Source organism: Desulfovibrio ferrophilus (genome assembly GCF_003966735.1).
Classification (GTDB): domain Bacteria; phylum Desulfobacterota; class Desulfovibrionia; order Desulfovibrionales; family Desulfovibrionaceae; genus Desulfovibrio_Q; species Desulfovibrio_Q ferrophilus.
In genome coordinates, this window is record NZ_AP017378.1 from 150813 (window position 1) to 169541 (window position 18729).

Consider the following 18729-nt stretch of genomic DNA (forward strand, 5'->3'; position numbering starts at 1 on the left):
GGAAACCGTTCGACCACGCGAAGTAGCGTAAACAGGAGAAAGTACAAGTGTCGATCAGTGTAAACTTATTCCTGCCCGAGCTGTTCCAGATTGTGCTGGTGCTGATGCTCTTTTTCCAGAGCATCAGCAAGTCCCAGGTCCTGCGCAATGACGGATTCTGGGTTCCAGTTGCTGCGGCGATAGGTATCGGTGTGTCCGTTGCCTCGCTGTCCGCAGAAGGCATGCTGTTCCACAATGCCTACAAGATAGATATGCTCTCGCAGTTCTTCAAGCTGGCCATTGCCGTGGGCTTCTTTATTGCTACGCTCAACGCCAGGCAGCAGTCCACTCTGGATGCCAACAAGGAAACGGATTATTTCCTGTTCCTGGCGTTCTCAGCCATGGGGCTGCAGTTCCTGTCCTCCTCAGTGGAGTTGATCACGATCTTCGTGGCGTTGGAGATTTCCTCCTATGCCCTGTATGCCGTGATCCCTGTGCGAGCCCGTGATAAGCAGGCCGCAGAGGCGGGTATCAAGTACATCCTGTTTGGTGCAGTGGCTACGGCCGTCTCTCTGTATGGATTGTCCTTCATCCTGTCGTCTCAGCACACCAGCTATCTGTCGATGCTCAGTGGCCTGGATTGGCATTTTGCGACCAATCCCATGGCTGTCATCGGGCTGTCCATGTTCCTTGCGGGCATGTTCTACAAGCTGGCATTGTTCCCCTTCCATTTCTGGTGCCCGGATGTGTATCAGGGAGCCAGCAACGAGACTGCCGCGTATGTGGCGACTCTGCCTAAGCTGGGTGCTGTGGTTGTCCTGATTCGCTTGGCCGCAATTCTGACTCCGCATACAGAGGTCACCATGATCTTTGCGGTGCTCGGTGCAGCGTCCATGACCTTTGGTAACCTCTCTGCCCTGGTTCAGCGTGATGTAAAGCGTATCCTGGGTTTCTCAAGTGTTTCGCACGCCGGGTATGTGATGCTCGGTCTGGTTGCCGGAACGCCTAAAGGCCTGGCTGCGGCAGCCTTTTACAGCCTCGTGTACATCCTGATGAACCTGACCTGCTTCTGGGTCATCTGTAAGATCTCTCCCAAGGGTGAGAACGTGACTCTGGATGACCTGGACGGTCTCTACAAGCGTTCACCATATATGGCGCTGATTCTGGCTGTGTCTGCCTTTGCCCTGGTGGGGCTGCCCCCCACTGCGGGCTTCATTGGCAAGCTGTTCCTGCTGACCAGTGCCTGGGACCATGGTTACAACTGGTTCGTGATTGTCGCAGCGGTGAACACGGCCATTGCCATCTACTACTATCTGGGGTTGGTGAGACATGCCTACACCGTCGAACCTGTGGACAAGCGTCAGCTGGAGCCCATGGACGTCGGTGGGATGAATGTTGTCTGGGGCACGGTGCTGGCCGCAGTGATTCTGCTGCTGGGTGCCATCCCTGCTCCGGTATTCAGCCTTGCCAAGGCCGCTGGGGTTCAGCTCTTGCCGTAACCTTCTCTGCCTTGCATGAAGACGAGACAGGCCGCCCCTTCGGGGGCGGCCTTTTTTGTGAGCCATACTCTAGGCACTGAGTGTTGTCTGTAAAACAGATTGTGTGGTAAGCTTCTCGTCTCTCGGTTTCTCAAGGAGGCTAGGGTAAAGGGAATAGCCATTCAAATTATTTTTTTCACAAGGATTGAGTTTTGTTGGACGCATGGCGCACATGCGTGTGTATTGTGTTCATGATCGAGTCGTATGCCCGATTCGGGTGTTAGGCCAAGTGAAGCTGGAGGAAGAGTTCCGTGAGCAAATATCTCATCAGAACAAACCAGGACAGATGCATCAGCTGCAATGCCTGTGAGGTGCATTGCAAGCAGAAGAACAGAGTGCCCATTGGAGCAAGGCTCGGGCAGATGGTGACGGTTGGACCGCTCAACAGAGCAGGCAAGCCGAAGATCATGAATCTGTTCATGCCGTGCTTTCATTGCGAACAGCCCTGGTGTGTTGCCGCGTGCCCTACAGGGGCGATGATCCGACGCAAGTCGGATGGTATCGTTTATGTGGATCGCGAGTTGTGTGTTGGCTGCAAGGCTTGCATCATTGCCTGTCCTTGGGACGTGCCTCAGTGGGATGATTCCCAGGGTACGGTCATGAAGTGCGATCTGTGCATGGACCGTGTGGACGAAGGAAAGCGCCCGGCCTGTGTGACTGCCTGCACAACCCAGGCTCTGGAGTTTGTTGCGCCCAATACACGGAGCAAGAAGACCCGGGAAGAGCACGGGCAGAAGATTCTGATGAAAAAGGCGCTCAAGTGAACGCCATAAAAAATCTGACATTTAACCTATAGGAGGGTGGTTCCGTGTTGAGGAAAAATCGTATGCTTTGGCTTGCGCTCCTGGCCGTAGGCCTGGTGCTGGTAACGAACGAGGCAGCCTTTGCTGATAGGCTGACCACGGCGATTACAGAGGCCACCGAGGCTGGAAAACTGACTGCCGGTGCTGAGCCTGGTTACCTGGGTATTCCCGGTGCTCCGCAACTGAACGTTGTTCTGGGTCTCATCTGGGCGATCTGGGTTGGTTGGATTTTCTCCACCGTAGGCGCCTTTGGTGGCATCATGGCCGGTGTTGGTCACATCACCATCTATGGCCTGGGTGACTACGCTAAGGGCTTCGGCAAAGGCCTGAAGATCAATAAGGTCGTGACCGACTCCATCCGCGTGTCCAACCAGTGGCTGGTTGGTTGCTCCGCGGCTCTGTCGTCCTTCAACTACTACAAAGCCGGTCGTCTGGTGGCTCCCCTGGGCATCGCCCTGGCCATTGGTGCCGTATCCGGTTCCTGGCTGGTGCCCTGGCTCACAGCAGGTAAGATCAGCCTGAAGGCCTACCTGGGCTATTTCGGTATGTTTGTGATGTTCCTGGGTTGTTATCTGCTCTACGAGATGACTCCTGCTGCTCAGGAGAAGAAAAAGGAAGCCAAGGCTGCCGCGCAGGCTTTCCAGGCCAGCGTGAAGGCTGGTGATGTGGACATGGCTGCTCAGGGTGTGAAGATCAAGACCTTTACCCCCACCAAGTGCGTGTTCACTTTCTTTGGTGTCGAGTTCTCCTTCAATCCCGTGATCCCTGTGATCGGTGGTTTCTTCATCGCTGCTCTGGCGTCCTTCCTGGGTGTTGGTGGTGGCTTCCTGCTGGTGCCGTTCCTGACCTCCGTGGCCGGTCTGCCCATGTACCTCGTGGCCGGAACCTCCGCCATGGCCGTCCTGGTCGGCATGATCAACTCCATCGCTTCCTACATGATGCTCAAGGGCACCCCGGTGCAGTGGAGCCTCATCGGTGCCGAGTTGGTGGGTATCGTTATCGGTTCCATGGTTGGTCCCAGAACCTCCAAGTACATCCCTGACAGGGTCCTGAAGATTATCTTTGTCATCTTGGCCTTCTATGTGGGTGTTCGCTACATGTCCAAGGGCTTCTTGGGCTACAGCCTCGTACCGCCCTTCTAGGTCGGATACGAATATGTGATTCAGGCCGGCCGGCTTACGCCGGTCGGCCTTTTCCATGTCCTGTTTGCGGGAGGGGGTGCGTCCCTGGCCAGGCGACACCATCGCCGACCATAGTCTATCCCCCCCTCTCATTGCCCCCGCGGCGTTCCCCCTCCCGCAAATGGGCCTTGTGCCTGCCTCATGTCGAACGTATGGTTAAAAACGGGTGGCAAACTGCCAGCCGGAGCCCAATGGAAGGACCGTGAATATAAATTTCATCGAGATAGACCAAGCCCTAGACGTTGTGTTGATCTGGCTGTTCAGGTTGCCTCTGCCGCCGCTGGTGTCATTTTTTGCTGGGCTTGTACTGCTGGCGCTGATCCTGACGATCATTGGCGAATTGTGCATGGCCGGTGTCTACTTCATGAACAGGAAGCACTTTGCGGAGATTACGCATGAGATGACTTCCAATAACAACGCCTCGATCCGTGCCCTGGCCCGAAAGGACAAGAAGAGCTACACCGCCTGTAACAGCCTTGCGAACGAGGCCTTTGGCCGAAGTTTCTTTTCAGGGTTGGCCCTGTTTGCCTCCAGCGTCTGGCCAGTGGCTTTTGCCCTGAGCTGGATGCAGTTTCGCTTTGGGAATATCGAGTTTTTCAGCCTGCCTTTTGCAGCAGACCCAGTGGGAGTGAACTTCGTATTTATCCCACTATACGTTGTCGTTCGTTTTGCCTTTGCCAAGGCCAAGCCGTATCTTCCCGTTTTCGCCCAGATCAAACGCGCCGTGAAAGCCAATGAATTCAGTGGTGAAGAACTGATGACTTGGGGAGACCTTGTTCAGGACGACAAGGCACAGGCCACTGAAAAGTAATCGTCTGCTTTGTCATTTCAAGACTTCCGAAATCCCGCCTCTGATTTGATAGGTGTCGATCTCGGAAGTCTTTTGTTTCGCACATGCCCGCATATTTGAGCGGCCTGCGGTCTAGTTGTCCTGACCATTCAGGATTGTCCCGCCGAATGAATGAGACGGGAGTGCAATCCTCCTTCCTGATTCTCATGTCGGAAGGCGGCAAATGCCGCAGTCCTCCGATGTTTTTTGGACAATTTTCAGCCGAGGAACATCGGGTCGGATCTTTGCTGGTCGGCCGTCTTCCTTTTGCCTTGAATGATGGTTATCCTTGAGAAAGGTGACTAGAAGGAATGACGGGAGAAATCATGCATGAGACCAGCCTGAAGCAGACCATCTGCGATTATTTGACCGGAGAAGAGATCGAGGAGACGACCTACGAGGATTGTCGCCAGGCGTTATCCAAGCTTTTGGTGGAAGATCGGGGTTATCCTCGCGATCGGTTGCGCCCTAAAGTCGGGGTGACCTTTCCTGTCGATGGCAAGGACTATTGTCGGGTTGTTGATCTCGTTGCCTACGATGAGGATGGACGCCCCTTGTTGCTGTTGTTTTTTACCGCTGGACAGCCAGGGACCTTTGACCGTGAAATCGTTGCCGCAGCACGCTTGATCGAAGGCGGGCCTGCCCCGCTGGCCATGGCCACGGATACTACGGAAGCCATCCTGCATGAGACCTCGAGAGGATCCCTTGTGGGCAGTGGAATTGAGGAGGCCATACCGCGATGGGACTATCTGCTTCAACTGGCAGCGGAACATCCTGCCCCGGTACTCGATGAGAGTCGACTTGAGCGCGAGCGCCGCATCCTGTTCACCTATAGTGAATTCATCTACGGCAGTTGCTGTTTTACTTGCCCCCCAAAGCCTTCCAAGGTCTGATTATTCACCATCATCTTTTGGCTTTGTGCCCCTAGACGCGTCGCCCTCCATGGGGTGGCGCGTTTTTGGTTACCGCCTCATGAGAGGAATGGGATGCTGCGTGGCTTGTGGGCCTGGTCGGAAGCCGGGAAGGGGAAGAGAGGTTAGTCTTCTATAGCCAGCTTTAAGCCGAAGAAGATCAAAAGGCCGCCAGTGGCCAGACGCATCATGCGCTGGGCGTGGGCCAGGAGAGCGCTGATCTTGGGAAGACTCACGGCGCAGGCCACAAAGGAGTACCAGCACCAGGAGATGGTAACGATGCCCGTGCCCAGGGCCACATTAAAGGTGGTGGATGCGTCCACGGGGACGGCGACGGCAAAGAGGCTGGTGAAGAATGCAGCAGTCTTTGGATTGGAGAGAACTACGGTTAGGCCACGCCTGAAAGGGTGGCTCTTGGTGGGGACGGCCTCGCTTTTGGACGTGGTAACCTGACCCCGACCGGAGTTGCGGATGGACTGCACGCCCACCCATATGAGGTAGCAGGCCCCGGCCCATTTAACAGTTTGGTGCAGCCAGGCCGTGGTCTGCAGGACTACGCCGAGCCCCGCGAGGCTAACCGTGACCCATAGAGCCGTGCCACAGGCCACGCCCGCAGCCGTGATGAGTCCCCGGCTGCGCGATCCGGAGATCGCGGCATGTGCCGTGGCGATGAAGTTAGGGCCGGGCAGCACGACGGCTGCGAGCCAGGTCCCTAGGATGGCCAAGAGCAGGCCTGCTGGAAATTCATGCATAACAAGATGTTGCATCAGCGTGGAGCGGACGTCAAGGCGGCTCAGTCCGGGCTTTCAATACAGTCGTTGGGACAATACGCCATGGCTTGTGCCACTTCGTCAGCATCTGCGCATTCCTTCTTGATGATCACTTGCTCGTTGATGTCATCCCACCCGAACAGGTCAGGACACATTTCCACACAAGCCAGGCAACCGCTACATTCCGTGGTGTTGACGCAATATTCCAGCTGCGTCTCATTGTTGTGTGCTGTCATAGAATAAAAAGTAGGATTTATGGCTGTTTTGACAAGGAGTTCTTTTTAATTTCCTGTTGCATGGCTACGGAGAGGTCGTCAGCGAGTTTTTTGAGATGGTCAAGGGCTGGAACAAGATGCGCACACCCGTTCGCTTTGGGGGTGGTCTCCATGGTGTGTGCCGCTGCATGTAACATGTCCGCGCCTATGGTTGCACAGGCACCTTTGAGGGAATGAGCGGCACGATGCACGGTAGTCAGATCCTCAGCTTGTATCGCCTTGTCGAGGGTGTCAATTTTGGCGGGCAGGTCCTCCAGAAAGACCTGATACAGCATGTGCAGGAATTCCTTGTCACCCTTCAACCGTTCGAGGGTTGATTCGATGTTCAACGTGGCCTGCTCATTTGATTGCATTGATCAACCTTGCTTGTTGAAAGGAAAGAGCGCTGTCATTACAGAATATTACTTCTTGCTTTGAATACTACTATACCGAAATTGTTATGCCAAGCCTGCCTTGCCCCCTGGGGCGAGAATCGGAAAATCATTACTGTCGCAGGAGGGGGATGGAGCAGTGGTTCTTCACATAATGGTATGAGAAAATGGAAGTTTTTCGGGCATCGTTGATTGTGCTTGAAAATTGTATTATAAAGTTGTCATAAGTGGAGTGAATTACTGGTGCGCGGAAGGAGTTGATCCGCGAATCAACGCAAGGGGACGCGGATGTTCATTCGTTGTTGGGGGTCCAGGGGGTCAATCCCGGTCTCTGGGCCTGAATACAACAGGTTCGGCGGCGACACTACGTGTATCGAAATCCGAAACGACGATGATGATATCGTCGTTGTTGATGCGGGCTCCGGTATCAGGCGTTTGGGTAATCTGTTGCTGAAAGAAGGGCGTTTTGATTTGACAATGCTCTTTACCCACGCGCATTGGGACCATGTTTTGGGACTTCCATTTTTCAAGCCTGTCTACATGCCTCAGACCACCTTGCAGATTCATGGCTGTCCATTTGAAATGGGCGACCTGTTCAAGGTCCTGCAACAGGTCATGAATGCCCCGTATTTTCCCGTTCAGTATGGGGAACTACTGTCCACACGCAACCATTCACTGGCTTGCGATCTCGAGATCATGGTCGGTGGAATGAGCATCAATTCGATTCCACTTTCCCACCCCAATAAGGGGCAGGGGTTCAAGTTCGAGGAAAAGGGCAAGTCCTTTGTCTTTCTGACGGACAATGAATTGGATTTCGAGCACCCGGGTGGTACGACCTACGAGGACTATCTTGCCTTCTCCAAGGGGGCCGACCTGTTGGTGCATGACGCAGAATACCTGCCTACCGAGTATGAGAAGCTGACCCGGGGATGGGGACATACCACGTATACCCGAGCCTTGGAATTGGCCATCGAGGCCAAGGTCAGGGCTTTCGGTCTGTTCCATCTCAATCAGGATCGCACGGATGAACAGGTGGATGCCATGGTTGAGGATTGTCGTCGTATCGCTGCCCAGCGTGGCGTTGATATGGAAATCTTTGCCATGGCTCAGGATCAGGAGATCACACTCTAGTCCTACGCCTTGGAGCGGTTTTTGCTTCTATTCCCCCGTCGGGATTTATACCAATTTCAAATTGCGGAGGCCACCATGCTCCAGCGATTGATCGTCCTTGCGGCGATTCTTGCGTTGACTTGTCCCTGTACCGTTTGGGCCGGGAGCAAGGCCATAGAATCCGAGTATACCTATGTGATGGGAGAGAACGACACCAGGGCCCAGGCCCGCCGTCTATGTTTTCTGGAAGCCAAGCGGCAGGCGGTGGAGCAGGCAGGGACTTATGTGGAGTCTGCCACCGAAGTGACGGAGCTCATGCTATCCAGGGATGAGGTCAGTACCTTTGCTTCGGCTTTTGTCGAAGCACACTTGGTGTCTGAAGAATTTGTTGTGAATGGTGGGACTTTTGCGGTGAAGTGTAAGGTACGTGTGGATGTGGATACGGAGACCTTGGGCAGGCGCCTGGTTGAGTTTTCGGCTGACCCGACTCGGAAGAAGCGATTGGGAAATCTGGCTGATCGCATAAAACAGTTGGAAGAACGAGCTGGAGTGGACTCGGATTCCTCGTTGGCGACAGCCAGGGGCCGGACACTGCCAAGCCTTGAGGAACTGGAGCGGGAAAAGGCCCGGCTGCGGGCCGAAGTTCAGCGACTTGGACAAGCCGCAAGACGAGTGGTCGAGCCTGGAATGACCAAGGCCGATGTACAGCAATTGCTGGGGCCTCCGCGCGTCAAGAAATTGAACGACAAGATGACATCGACCTATGAATGCCATAACTATGGCGAGATTTGGGTTGTCTACAAGGATGGTCTGGTGGCCTGTACCCGCAAGAGGCTGGCCTATCGCAACGATTATCGGAGTGACTGCCATTGTGCAGGCATGGCTGGTGAAGTCTTCACCCAGTAGACAACCTTGTTCGACTTGCCATGAAAAAGGCGTCCAGGGTGGGCACCCGGACGCCGTAAGGAGGAAAGCTGTCGCTTATGCGTTCAGCTTAACTCTCCTTTGAATGCAGGATTCACACCAGTGTTTACAGGAAATAATTGCAGCTTCGAGGCGGTTTACCTTCCTGGGGCGTGTCAGGATGTCTTGCGCAGGAAATCCAGGAATTTTTTGGCTTCCACGAAATTCGGGTTGATTTTCAAGGCAGTCTCGATGTTTTGCAGGCATTCGAGATGGTCGCCGTGCTCATAATAGGCGCGGGCAAGATTGAAGTTGAGGTGTTCGTCGCTGTCGTTATATTCCAAGGCTTTGGAGTAGAAACGGATGGCGTCTTCATGGAGCCCTTGTTTGCGTAGGGTGATGCCGAAGACATTGAACTCCTGGCGTTGTTCTTCCTGGAAGGCCATGTCACTGTTGAGAAGAATACCAATGACCTTTTTGACCTTCTTGAATTCTCCCTGCTCGGCATAGACGCTTCCCAATCCGAGGTTGGCCGGTGCGCTTTCCTCGTCGATCATCGTTGCCTTCAGGAATTCCTTTTCTGCCTTGGAGAGCAGCCCTTTTTTGAAGAATTGTTCCCCGAGTTCGATCTTTTTCTGGAGTGACTTGAGCACAGGCAGAGTTCGGGTTTCGTAGTATCGCGCTTCGGGGGTGAATTGGGCAATGAATTCCCCTTTCCCGAGTAGGGTCTTCATGCCTGTAGGGACGTGGTTGGAGCTCAAGGGGCGAACCTCGTACTTCTCGTCACTTATGCGGCGCGCGAACCAGAAAGTTTCCTGCTGATAACTGGAGGTTGTGCCACCAGAGCCGACCTCCTTGTCTCCCTTTTTGGAGTAGACGCCGAGAGTTTGCGGATACATTCGCTTGCCTTTGCTGGTGGTTATTTGAAGTTCTTTTCGCAGTAGCGCATGAATTTCTGGGCTACCTCAAGGTCGGGATTGATGGCCAGACATTTTCCCAGATGTTCAATGGTGTTGATCTGATCGCCTTTCTCGAAGTAGACCCGCGCCACGTTGAAATGCAGGTTCTCGTCTTCCTGAGAATTCTCCAGCGCCTTGAGATAGTAGGCCAGAGCTTCTTCGTGCAGGCCCTGTTTGCGCAGGCTCATGCCCAGAGTATTAAATCTTTGGCGCTGTTCGATGGCAAAGGTTGCGTCCTGATTCAGCAGTATTTTCAGGGTCTTCTTGAGTTTGTCGAATTCCTTCTTTTCCGTATAGACCGCGCCCACGCCCAGGTTTGCAGGTACGTTCAGGTCGTCGATCATCAGTGCTTTCAAAAAGGATCGCTCAGCTTCGTCCAGATTGCCTTTGGCGAATTCTTCTTCACCTTTGGCTATTTTTGCTTCCAGGGATTTAAGGGCCGGTTGAGTGTGCACCTCGTAGTAGGTTGGTTCCGGCGAGTACTGCGTTGCGAAGTCGTTTTGAGCCAGGGTCGTGCATATTCCCGAGGGAACATGGTAGGCATTCAGGGGTTGAACTTCGTAGTCGCTGTCATTCAACCGACGAACATACCAGTAGGTGACCTGATCGTATTGCCCCTGCGTGCTCCCGGTACCAAGCTCGGCTTCCTTTGCCTGGGAGTAGACCCCAAGAATTTGTGGATAAATTGACATATCGTTGTCGTTCCCTCCCCGAGGAATCGTTTCGACGTTGTAGTGATTGGATCAACGATAACTGAAAAGGGTGATGGATTCCAGGCTTGAAGACAATACCCCTTACGTATGGGTTTCAGCTTCTGCCTTGGGAAGAGACAATGTGAAAACCACTCGGCCATTTTCACGGGTCATACTGAGGACTCCCCCCATCTGTTCCACCAGCTGATAACAGTTGGGGAGACCATAGCCTCCGGCTTCGTAAGGCAGATAGATGCGTTCGGGGTCGATATCCTTGAGCTTGGATAATTCGTAATCGAATGAGGTATCTACGGTCTCACCGGATTCAAAGGCCCTGACACGGAGTATTCCTCCGCGGTCCAGAACCCGTGAAGCGTCTCCCAGCAGGATGCCGTATGCCCGGGCAAGCAGAGAGGGGTCGGCCATGGCATTGGGCAGGCCGGGTTCGCAGGCCGCATCGAGGATGATTCCTTCATTATTCAGATCGACAAGCATGGTTTCCACTTGTCCCGCGAGGACAGTCTCCAGCGAGACGCATCGCCGGTCCGTGGGCATGGGGGCAGCGAGGTAGCCCTTGATGCGCTCAAGGAGATTTTCCAGTCGTTTGGATTCGCGAAGAATGATTTCCGTTTCCGGGAAGTCGGGTGCCTTGGCTGAGAGTCGTCTTGCGAAGCCACCGATGGACATCAGAGGATTGCGGATTTCGTGGGCCACTTCCTCGGAGATGGCACCAATGGTTTTCAGCTTCTCCTGCTGGACGCGGGATTGTTCCTCGTAGACTCGTTGGGAGATGTCCACAAAGATACCATCAAGCATGCGTTGCCCTTCAATGGAAGCGGAGGGCAGTGTCTTCAGGATACCGTGAACATCAAATCCCCTGCGATGCACCATTCGGCATTGCACCGTGAGTGGGTATGGGCTGCCAAAGGCGCTCGTCAGTACGTTTTTGACCCTGGCCCGATCCCGCATCCGGACCCGGGAAAGGAACCAGTTGTGCTGGTTTTGGGCCTCCTGAGGGGTGAAGCCGAGCATGGATGTGCAGGTACGATTGGCGAAATCCAGGGAAAAATCATCCCGCAGGCGGAAAATGAACAGAGGGATGTTCTCGATGAGCATCTCATGACGATTCTGAATCAGGCTCATGCGCCTTTGCAGCTCAATGCGGTCGTGAAATCGTGAAAGGCAGAGCTTGAGGTCGCTATGCTGGAAGGGTTTGATCAGGAAGTCATAGGCTCCGAGCTGCATGGCACGGATGATGTTTTCAGAAGACGGTGAGCCGCTGATGATGACTGTTTCCAGGGAGGGTTTCAGGGCCTTGAATCGTTCAAGCAGCTCAAGACCGCTCATCTCTGGCATAACGACATCGATGAATGCAATGTCCGGGGCGATGCTGGCAAATGCCTCAAGGGCATTGGTACCGCGCATATGCATGAACACCTCGAAGCCTTCGTCTTCAAGGGCCATGGCGAGTCCTTCGCAGATGACGGGATCATCATCTACAACAAGAGCTCGTAAAGTATGTGTTTTTTCGTATTGGTCCAAAGTTGGCTCCAAAACAATTTTTTTACCTGTTCACCATAACAACATCATGAGAGGGGAAAATGCAACCGCTTTCCACTGTTGGCTGAAAGGCTTGTGGCGTGGGGCTATCCTCGGATGCGCCAGGCTGGAAAAATGAGGCGAGCAGAGGTATGGTGCGTCAGGCAGAACATTATGAATCGGAGTGAGGATTGCAATGGACAGGAAGCGCATCGGTTTCATGGGGCTTGGGATCATGGGACGGGCCATGGCCGAGAACGTGTTGCAGGGAGGCTGGCCCCTTACGGTCTACAACCGATCTCGAGACAAGACCGTCATCCTTGCTGAGTTGGGAGCCAATGTGGCCTCGACACCCAAGGATCTGGCGCAGGCCAGTGATGTCGTGATCAGCATGCTTACTGGCCCGGAAGCGGTGTATGCTCTGTTGACCGGTGAGAATGGCTGTGCCCGGGGGCTTGAAGCGGGCAAGGTGTTTGTCAACATGAGTACTGTGTCCCCGGCCTATGCCCGTGAGATAGCGTCGGGGCTTGCTCCGCTGGGTGTCACCTATCTGGATGCCCCGGTTTCCGGCTCCAAGAAGCCCGCCGAGGAAGGCTCGTTGGTGATCCTGGCAGGTGGCCCCAAGGAGACGGTCGAAGAGTTGACGCCTCTGTTCCTGTCCATGGGCAAGCAGGTCATCCATTGCGGAGACGTCGGTCAGGGCTCCATGGCGAAGATGGGCATCAACATGCTCCTGGGCACCATGATGGAGGCGTTGGGCGAAATGCTCAGCTTTGGGCGGGCAGGTGGTCTTTCAGACGATGTGCTGTTCGAAGTCTTGCATGCCAGTACGTTGGCCTGTGGGCTGTTTACGCTCAAGGAGAAAATGTTGCGCGAGGATTATTATCCCGCCCAATTTCCACTCAAGCACATGGCCAAGGATTTGAAGTATGCTGTGGATACGGCCTATGAAACCGGGGCTGCGATTCCGGGGGCGGCGGCGATGCAGCAATTGTACACTGCGGCCAAGGCCAAGGATATGGGAGAGATGGATTTTTCCGCCGTGGCCAAGGTTCTACTGGAGCTTTCCGGAAGCAAATCAGGTTGCTGAGGCTGTCGGCTCAGGGCTATTGAATCCTGAGCCATTTTGCTCGAAGATACTCCATGAAACCATTGGTTTGTGATGTTTTGATAAAGGCATTCAGGCTTTGCAGAAAGGCTTGATGCTCCTTGCGGACCTGCACAGCGAGATCAAAGCAGTAGATTGGCGGATCCAGAAATTTAATGTCTCCCGGTGCGACTCCCTGCCTCTCCATGGCTGTTCGCCCTGTCTCCCGATTCAGGATGGCAAGATTCACGTGTCCCAGCATGAGCATCTTGACCAGCCGTTGTTCTCCTTGGGGTGCGGCTGTGGCGATTTGCCCTGATTCGATCAGCGGGTCCAGTGGTCCGTATCCATTGCCATGAACGATTCCCAGAAGATGTCCCTTGAGGGAGTCCGGCCCCGAGTAATGGAACTGGGCATCGGCTCTGGTGGCAAGATGATCGCAGGAGCGGCACAGAGGAATCGAAAATTCAAACAGGTGGCGGTCTTCTTCCTTGATGAACAGTTCACTGTTCAGGCTGAAGGCCTGCGCTCTACCTTCGCGCATCCAATGGTCGATGCGTTTACGGGGTAGACGAGTTTTGATGATGGAGAATTCGGGGTGTGCCCGCTTGAAGGCCGCGAGGAATTCCGTGAAGAAACCCGGCTTGTTGGAATTTGTGTCGTCAGCTGATGGGAAGTCATAATATGGAGGATAGCCTCCGGAAAAGAGCATGACAATGTTTTCGGCTGCGACTGCGGGTGCGGGCTGAACCAAAGCGGCAAGCAGGATGAACAAGACGAAAAGAAGTCTTGTGGCAGCCGATGTTGAATGAGGCATTTGAATCAAAGCCAGGGCTCTATTTGCCCAGCTTGAGAATCTTTTCGATGAGCACCGTGGTGGAGTATCCGGGCAGGAGCGGTAGGGAATGTACCTCGCCCCCGTGGGCCTGCACCACTTCGCGTCCGACAATGTTTTCCAAGCTCCAGTCGCCGCCTTTGACCAGTACGTGGGGCTTGAGTTCGGTGATGAGCTCCAGGGGGGTGTCTTCGGAAAAGGAGGTCACAAAGCTCACACTCTCGAGCCCGGCCAGGACCGCCATGCGGTGGTCCAGCGGGTTCAGCGGGCGAGGGGGGATCTTGTTCAACCTACGCACGGACGCGTCGTCGTTGACGCCAACCACAAGCGCATCGCCAAGAGCACGGCAGCGGGCCAGCAGATCCACATGACCGGGGTGCAGGATGTCAAAGCAGCCGTTGGTGAACACAATGCGTTTGGCTTCGCGAAGTGTTGCGAAAAGGACGGCCAGTCTGGATCGCTCGACGATCTTGTCACTGTGGGGCCGTGGTGCGTTCATGGCTTGGGCCTCAGTGTCTTGCTTTCACCAAACATGATCAGTTCCAACCAATCGATGGCAAATTCGAGACGGGCTTCTTCGTTCTGGGCGATGGCTTCCTTGCGGGCTTCATCCATATCCAGCCTGTCCAACAGCTTCGTGTCATTGATAAACTGTCCGAAGTTGTCCAACTGGTAGAGTGCCAGAGCCGCCATGTTGGCATGTCTGGGGTCCACTGGCTGACCGGCTTCCTTGATACGTGCCAGCAGCAACATGAAACGATCATTACTGGTGTTGTATGGTTCCAGGCCTTGATCCTTCAACCATTCCGAGGGTGTCCAATCGGTGGTTTCTTCAAATCCACGGCAGTGGGCTTCACGGACCAGGAAGAACCGCTCACAGACGTTGCCCTGTTCGTCGGTGCGGGTGGCGCGGCCTAACGGATAGGTGCGGCAGGCGCCGGGCCTGTCTTGATAGATGCTGCACCCGGACTTGCGCACAAAGGGGCAGCTCTTGCGCGAATCATCGCACATCCGCAGTCTGAACAGGGGCAGCCCCGTGTCCGGTGCAAGCTGGACCTCTGCGTGATTCTTGATGAAATCATTACTCGTCTGCTCAAGGAAACGTCTCAGGCGTAATACGTCATAGGGAGTGAGCATCAGATGCAGCGCACTGCAGCAGGCATTGAAGCAGGGAACCTTGGGGTGGCAACCGAATGAAAAGGATTTGCCGGGCTCGATTTCGGGCAGGCTGTCAAGAAACTGCTGTGTACTATCTGTATTATTCATGCGTTACTCCGTCTAATCGTGTTGCTGCGGAAGTCCCACGCCAAGTGCTGAAAGTCAAGTGGCCTTGTCCCTTGTTCCCGTATGGCTTATTGATACGTAAACTCCAATGATATCAGAGAGGTTGGTATGAGAACTATGTGCAGAATAATGGCCGTTGCCATGTGCCTTGCAATCTTGATGTCCCTGGCTGGATGCGGTCCCAAGGATAATCGTATCACCTTGACTTATGCCCCGGTCGGTCAACCAGGGGGCTGTATCGGAAGCGTGGGCGTGACCTCCATCCTTGATGCCCGCCAGGACAAGATGCTCGGTCATAATCAGAGTGTGGCATTTCGTCCCGAGGGGCGCGAGGTGGACCAGTGGGTGCAGCAAGCTCTGATGGACGAATTTTCTGTTCGTGGATGTCTGGTTGAGTCGTTGAAAGAGGGAAAGCCCCGGTTCATTATCGGTGGAGAAGTCCATGCTGCCCGGCTGGTGACGGACGGTATGGATCATGTCTTGGACCTGGATGTGCGGCTGACGCTGCTGGAGGGGGATCGAGTCGTGCTCAAGAAATCATATGCCGGGCATTGGGAACAGCAAATATTCCCGGCATCACGGGAAAAGAGTGAGGCGCTGTTTGCTTCTTCCCTTTCTGAATTGTTGGGGCAGGCTGTGTCAGAATTCACGACGGCCATGAGCCAATGATACGGCATGGTCATAGCTGTGGGAGCGTCAGTTTGCAGGTCTTGAGATAAGGAATGCGCGTTTTCATTTGAACATGGCTATGGTAGTGGGTGAACGATGTTTTTGAGTAACAATGAATCCAACTCCCGCAAGACGCTTATTGCTCTGTTCGTCGTTGCTCTGCTGGCCGGATTTGGTGTCTTTTATCTGTTCCGTTCCGTCGCTGTGCGCCATGCCGAGGGCCTTCAAGCCGAGATGCATCTTCGTCTGCGTCAGAACGTGAGTCTTGCTGCCAATATTACAGCGCCGATCCGAGAGGATTTGAATAAAGGGAGAATTCCCCTGGCTGCCGCACGTGAGAAGGCCAGAAATCTTGTGGCCAGTATGATTTTTGAAGGCTTCGAAGATCTTGGCGATATTTTCATGGTGGATTTCACAGGGACTGTGATTGCTCACCCGCTACGGCTTGACTTGGTGGGGACCAACCTGTGGGACCACCAGGACGGTAAGGGATTGTATGTGGTGAGGGAATCCGTTCGCCTGGCCCGTGAGCGCGACAGCGGTTTCCTGACGTATCAATTCCGGCGGTCGGATGGCGAGCCCTTCGAGGAAAAGCTGGCCTACATTCAAAATTTACCAGGACTCGATAGCTATTTGGGCGCAGGACTCTGGATGGGGCAGATACAGCGGACCCAAGAACGTTTTACGCGCATTGCCGGTGCAATGGCATTTCTGGTCTTTGGCCTAGGCATGATTCCAGTGGGCATTGCCATGCGTGGAAGCATTCAGCGTCAGCGGCTTCTGAATGTTGAAATGAGCGAGAGAGCCTTGGCTCAGTCCCTGTTCAAATCCAGTGAGTCTCGCCTGAGAGCGGTCTTTGAAGCTGCGGATGATGTGGCATTCGTGCTTGCTGACATGGAAGGGGCCATGGGGCGGATTGTGGAGCTTAGTCCTGGAGCCGTGAAAATGTTCGGCTATCACAGGAGTGAATCGCTGGGCCGTGACCTCTCGATGTTGTTCACCCGCTCGGAGGCCAGAACCTTGGCTGAGGGCATGGAGAGCATCAGGTTGGGGCATGGATTGCCAGGGCGGGAACGAGTCATGGTTCGCCGTGTGGGTGAAAGCTTTCCGGCCTTGTGCAGTGTGCACCCTGTTGCTGATGGTGACGGCAAGGTCACGGGCGTTCTGGTGGCCTGCGTCGATATCACCGCGCGTAAGCACTCCGAAAGCATTACCTATCTCATGTATCGTATCGCCAACCTGGTGGGTGTTACCCGCGATTTGGGGCATTTGTACCAGAGCATTCATGGCATCATCAAAGACGCTCTGGGAGCCAATAATTTTTTCATTGGCTTGATGGATGAAAACAATGACCGCCTGGTGTTTCCTTATTTTGAAGATGAGGTGGACGGAGGCATTTTTGAAATCCCACAGGTCAGCACGACGGATTCTCCGAGTCTGGCCGTGCATGTCATGCGCACAGGCCAGCCCCTGATCATCACCAAGGAGCAAAAGCTCAATGGCCTGTATGGGATCAAGCCTCTCGGGTCTCTGTCTGAGATTTGGCTGGGGGTGCCACTGCGAATCAAGGGCCGAGTTATCGGGGTTATGGGTATTCAGGACTATCATGATCAGGATGCCTTCAGTTCCGATGATGTGGATCTGATGCTTGCCATTTCACATCAGGTCGCCATGGCCATTGAGCGCAAGACCAGTGATGAGGCTTTGCTTGAGGCCCGATTGGCTGCGGAAACGGCCTCGCAGAGCAAGAGTGAATTTTTGGCGAACATGAGTCACGAAATTCGTACCCCCTTGAATGGCATCCTAGGGATGGCGGAGTTGACCCTGGCTTCCGATTTGGATGGGGAGCAGCGTGATAATCTTGAGATGCTTCGGGATTCCGGGCAGGCACTGCTCAGGGTTCTCAACGATATTCTGGATATTTCAAAAATCGAAGCGGGCAAGTTGGAACTCATGCAGGAAGAATTCAGCCTGAGCGAGCTTGTGGCTTCGGTGGATCAGATTTTTTCCGTACAGGTCCGCCGCAAGGGGATTCAGCTGGAGTGGTTTGTCGATTCCGAACTTCCCGATCAGTTGGTTGGTGATTCCGGGCGTTTACGACAGGTGCTCGTCAACCTCGTGGGCAACGCCGTGAAGTTTACGGACCAGGGCCGCGTTACCGTCCGGGTGGAGCAGGGCTCCATCGTTTTCGGAAATGGGGCAATGGTGCCGGATGCCCCTCTGACTTGTCGTTTCCTGGTCAAGGATACGGGTTGCGGCATTCCCTCTGACCAGTTGGATAAGGTCTTTGATAGTTTTACTCAGGTCGATGGCTCCATGACACGGCGTTATCAGGGAACCGGGCTTGGACTGGCTATTTCGCGCAGGCTGGCGGAGATGATGGGCGGGGGTATTAAGGCCAGCAGTGTGCCCGATAATGGTTCCAGTTTTGAGTTTACGGCCGTGGTTCATGTCGGCCAGGGCAAGGATGATTTGGTCATGGCTGGGCCTGCTGCTTCTGCGAAGTCGCTTCGGGTGTTGCTGGCCGAAGACAACAAGGTCAACCGCCTGTTTGCACAGCGCGTTCTTGAGAATGGTGGGCATACGGTTCAGGCTGTGGAAACCGGTCAAAAGGCCATTGCATGTCTTGCTGAATCCAGGTTCGATGTTGTGTTGATGGATATTCAAATGCCGGGCATGGATGGTATGGAAGCCACGCGTCGTATTCGTGATGGCGAAGCGGGTGAGGATAACCGCGATATCCCCATTGTTGCCATGACCGCTCACGCCATGAAGGGAGATCGTGAGCGATTTCTCGGGGCGGGAATGAGCAATTATATCTCCAAACCCGTGAAGCCGGAGCACATCGATGCCGTCCTGGGCTCGTTATCTGTTGGACCCCATGACGATTGACAGCCCATCGGCGTCCGGGCTAGTCTGATTTCTATCTAGAAAGTTCATATTTTTTAATAAGCTGTGCGTTGAGCAGCATCCCTGGTTCGTTGCGCGAGGAGT

At 54.3% G+C, this 18729-nt stretch carries 19 protein-coding genes; 10 read left to right on the top strand and 9 right to left on the bottom strand.

The window, feature by feature from the left end; genetic code table 11:
- Window positions 1-47 precede the first annotated feature (47 nt).
- From EL361_RS00730 to EL361_RS00750, 5 genes are all read left to right on the top strand, one after another.
- Complete coding sequence (locus EL361_RS00730) at window positions 48-1478, top strand: NADH-quinone oxidoreductase subunit N (protein ID WP_232034834.1); 1431 nt, start codon at window positions 48-50, stop codon at window positions 1476-1478.
- Between the two features lie 290 nt (window positions 1479-1768).
- Window positions 1769-2281 (top strand): 4Fe-4S dicluster domain-containing protein, encoded by a 513-nt coding sequence (locus EL361_RS00735; protein ID WP_126375676.1) that lies wholly within the window; start codon window positions 1769-1771, stop codon window positions 2279-2281.
- A gap of 62 nt (window positions 2282-2343) precedes the next feature.
- On the top strand, window positions 2344-3462 hold the full coding sequence (locus tag EL361_RS00740) for a sulfite exporter TauE/SafE family protein (RefSeq protein WP_126375677.1): 1119 nt from the start codon (window positions 2344-2346) through the stop codon (window positions 3460-3462).
- 241 nt (window positions 3463-3703) lie between these two features.
- Complete coding sequence (locus EL361_RS00745) at window positions 3704-4312, top strand: hypothetical protein (RefSeq protein WP_232034836.1); 609 nt, start codon at window positions 3704-3706, stop codon at window positions 4310-4312.
- A 344-nt stretch (window positions 4313-4656) separates the two neighbouring features.
- Entirely contained in the window at window positions 4657-5223 is a 567-nt protein-coding gene (locus tag EL361_RS00750) for a type I restriction enzyme HsdR N-terminal domain-containing protein (RefSeq protein ID WP_126375678.1), read from the top strand.
- Window positions 5224-5366: 143 nt separating this feature from the next.
- Here the strand turns inward: EL361_RS00750 and EL361_RS00755 are convergent, their stop codons facing one another.
- From EL361_RS00755 to EL361_RS00765, 3 genes are read right to left on the bottom strand one after another with little or no spacing between them, the layout of a single operon-like run.
- Entirely contained in the window at window positions 5367-5993 is a 627-nt protein-coding gene (locus tag EL361_RS00755; RefSeq protein ID WP_172961570.1) for a LysE family translocator, read from the bottom strand.
- A 41-nt stretch (window positions 5994-6034) separates the two neighbouring features.
- Window positions 6035-6247, bottom strand: a complete 213-nt coding sequence (locus EL361_RS00760; RefSeq protein WP_126375680.1) for a ferredoxin — start codon at window positions 6245-6247, stop codon at window positions 6035-6037.
- 17 nt (window positions 6248-6264) lie between these two features.
- Window positions 6265-6639, bottom strand: a complete 375-nt coding sequence (locus tag EL361_RS00765) for an Hpt domain-containing protein (RefSeq protein ID WP_126375681.1) — start codon at window positions 6637-6639, stop codon at window positions 6265-6267.
- 306 nt (window positions 6640-6945) lie between these two features.
- Between EL361_RS00765 and EL361_RS00770 the strand changes: the two genes are divergently transcribed.
- Together EL361_RS00770 and EL361_RS00775 are read left to right on the top strand one after the other, a co-directional pair.
- A complete protein-coding gene (locus EL361_RS00770; protein WP_126375682.1) occupies window positions 6946-7788 on the top strand; it encodes an MBL fold metallo-hydrolase in 843 nt (280 codons plus the stop codon).
- 75 nt (window positions 7789-7863) lie between these two features.
- Window positions 7864-8673, top strand: a complete 810-nt coding sequence (locus EL361_RS00775) for a hypothetical protein (protein ID WP_126375683.1) — start codon at window positions 7864-7866, stop codon at window positions 8671-8673.
- Between the two features lie 173 nt (window positions 8674-8846).
- Here the strand turns inward: EL361_RS00775 and EL361_RS00780 are convergent, their stop codons facing one another.
- The 3 genes from EL361_RS00780 to EL361_RS00790 all read right to left on the bottom strand — a co-directional run bounded on the left by EL361_RS00780 (window position 8847) and on the right by EL361_RS00790 (window position 11863).
- Window positions 8847-9569, bottom strand: a complete 723-nt coding sequence (locus EL361_RS00780) for a tetratricopeptide repeat protein (RefSeq protein ID WP_126375684.1) — start codon at window positions 9567-9569, stop codon at window positions 8847-8849.
- Window positions 9570-9589: 20 nt separating this feature from the next.
- Window positions 9590-10321 (bottom strand): tetratricopeptide repeat protein, encoded by a 732-nt coding sequence (locus EL361_RS00785; protein ID WP_126375685.1) that lies wholly within the window; start codon window positions 10319-10321, stop codon window positions 9590-9592.
- A 102-nt stretch (window positions 10322-10423) separates the two neighbouring features.
- Entirely contained in the window at window positions 10424-11863 is a 1440-nt protein-coding gene (locus EL361_RS00790) for a response regulator (RefSeq protein ID WP_126375686.1), read from the bottom strand.
- Window positions 11864-12056: 193 nt separating this feature from the next.
- On the opposite strand from EL361_RS00790, the gene EL361_RS00795 reads away from it, so the two are divergent.
- A complete protein-coding gene (locus tag EL361_RS00795) occupies window positions 12057-12950 on the top strand; it encodes an NAD(P)-dependent oxidoreductase (RefSeq protein ID WP_126375687.1) in 894 nt (297 codons plus the stop codon).
- A 16-nt stretch (window positions 12951-12966) separates the two neighbouring features.
- Here the strand turns inward: EL361_RS00795 and EL361_RS00800 are convergent, their stop codons facing one another.
- The 3 genes from EL361_RS00800 to EL361_RS00810 are packed head-to-tail and all read right to left on the bottom strand — an operon-like array spanning window position 12967 to window position 15048.
- On the bottom strand, window positions 12967-13764 hold the full coding sequence (locus tag EL361_RS00800; protein WP_126375688.1) for a substrate-binding periplasmic protein: 798 nt from the start codon (window positions 13762-13764) through the stop codon (window positions 12967-12969).
- 19 nt (window positions 13765-13783) lie between these two features.
- Window positions 13784-14281, bottom strand: coding sequence for a D-glycero-beta-D-manno-heptose 1-phosphate adenylyltransferase (gene rfaE2 / locus EL361_RS00805; protein ID WP_126375689.1), 498 nt, complete (start codon window positions 14279-14281; stop codon window positions 13784-13786).
- Window positions 14278-15048: a YkgJ family cysteine cluster protein gene (locus EL361_RS00810; RefSeq protein ID WP_126375690.1), complete on the bottom strand. Its 771-nt coding sequence runs from the start codon at window positions 15046-15048 to the stop codon at window positions 14278-14280. The genes rfaE2 and EL361_RS00810 overlap by 4 nt, the downstream gene beginning before the upstream one ends.
- A gap of 126 nt (window positions 15049-15174) precedes the next feature.
- On the opposite strand from EL361_RS00810, the gene EL361_RS00815 reads away from it, so the two are divergent.
- Complete coding sequence (locus EL361_RS00815) at window positions 15175-15735, top strand: hypothetical protein (RefSeq protein WP_126375691.1); 561 nt, start codon at window positions 15175-15177, stop codon at window positions 15733-15735.
- A gap of 96 nt (window positions 15736-15831) precedes the next feature.
- The gene (locus EL361_RS00820; protein WP_126375692.1) at window positions 15832-18627 is read left to right on the top strand and encodes a response regulator; all 2796 of its coding nucleotides are present in this window, start codon (window positions 15832-15834) and stop codon (window positions 18625-18627) included.
- The last annotated feature ends 102 nt before the right edge of the window (window positions 18628-18729 follow it).

Bases quoted from the DNA above. Each gene is read 5' to 3' on its own strand.
- EL361_RS00785 (WP_126375685.1), bottom strand. From the start codon at position 10,321: ATGTCAATTTATCCACAAATTCTTGGGGTCTACTCCCAGGCAAAGGAA.
- EL361_RS00820 (WP_126375692.1), top strand. From the start codon at position 15,832: ATGTTTTTGAGTAACAATGAATCCAACTCCCGCAAGACGCTTATTGCT.
- EL361_RS00810 (WP_126375690.1), bottom strand. From the start codon at position 15,048: ATGAATAATACAGATAGTACACAGCAGTTTCTTGACAGCCTGCCCGAA.
- EL361_RS00740 (WP_126375677.1), top strand. From the start codon at position 2,344: ATGCTTTGGCTTGCGCTCCTGGCCGTAGGCCTGGTGCTGGTAACGAAC.
- EL361_RS00775 (WP_126375683.1), top strand. From the start codon at position 7,864: ATGCTCCAGCGATTGATCGTCCTTGCGGCGATTCTTGCGTTGACTTGT.
- rfaE2 (WP_126375689.1), bottom strand. From the start codon at position 14,281: ATGAACGCACCACGGCCCCACAGTGACAAGATCGTCGAGCGATCCAGA.
- EL361_RS00815 (WP_126375691.1), top strand. From the start codon at position 15,175: ATGAGAACTATGTGCAGAATAATGGCCGTTGCCATGTGCCTTGCAATC.
- EL361_RS00750 (WP_126375678.1), top strand. From the start codon at position 4,657: ATGCATGAGACCAGCCTGAAGCAGACCATCTGCGATTATTTGACCGGA.
- EL361_RS00770 (WP_126375682.1), top strand. From the start codon at position 6,946: ATGTTCATTCGTTGTTGGGGGTCCAGGGGGTCAATCCCGGTCTCTGGG.
- EL361_RS00780 (WP_126375684.1), bottom strand. From the start codon at position 9,569: ATGTATCCGCAAACTCTCGGCGTCTACTCCAAAAAGGGAGACAAGGAG.
- EL361_RS00795 (WP_126375687.1), top strand. From the start codon at position 12,057: ATGGACAGGAAGCGCATCGGTTTCATGGGGCTTGGGATCATGGGACGG.
- EL361_RS00800 (WP_126375688.1), bottom strand. From the start codon at position 13,764: ATGCCTCATTCAACATCGGCTGCCACAAGACTTCTTTTCGTCTTGTTC.
- EL361_RS00760 (WP_126375680.1), bottom strand. From the start codon at position 6,247: ATGACAGCACACAACAATGAGACGCAGCTGGAATATTGCGTCAACACC.
- EL361_RS00755 (WP_172961570.1), bottom strand. From the start codon at position 5,993: ATGCATGAATTTCCAGCAGGCCTGCTCTTGGCCATCCTAGGGACCTGG.
- EL361_RS00765 (WP_126375681.1), bottom strand. From the start codon at position 6,639: ATGCAATCAAATGAGCAGGCCACGTTGAACATCGAATCAACCCTCGAA.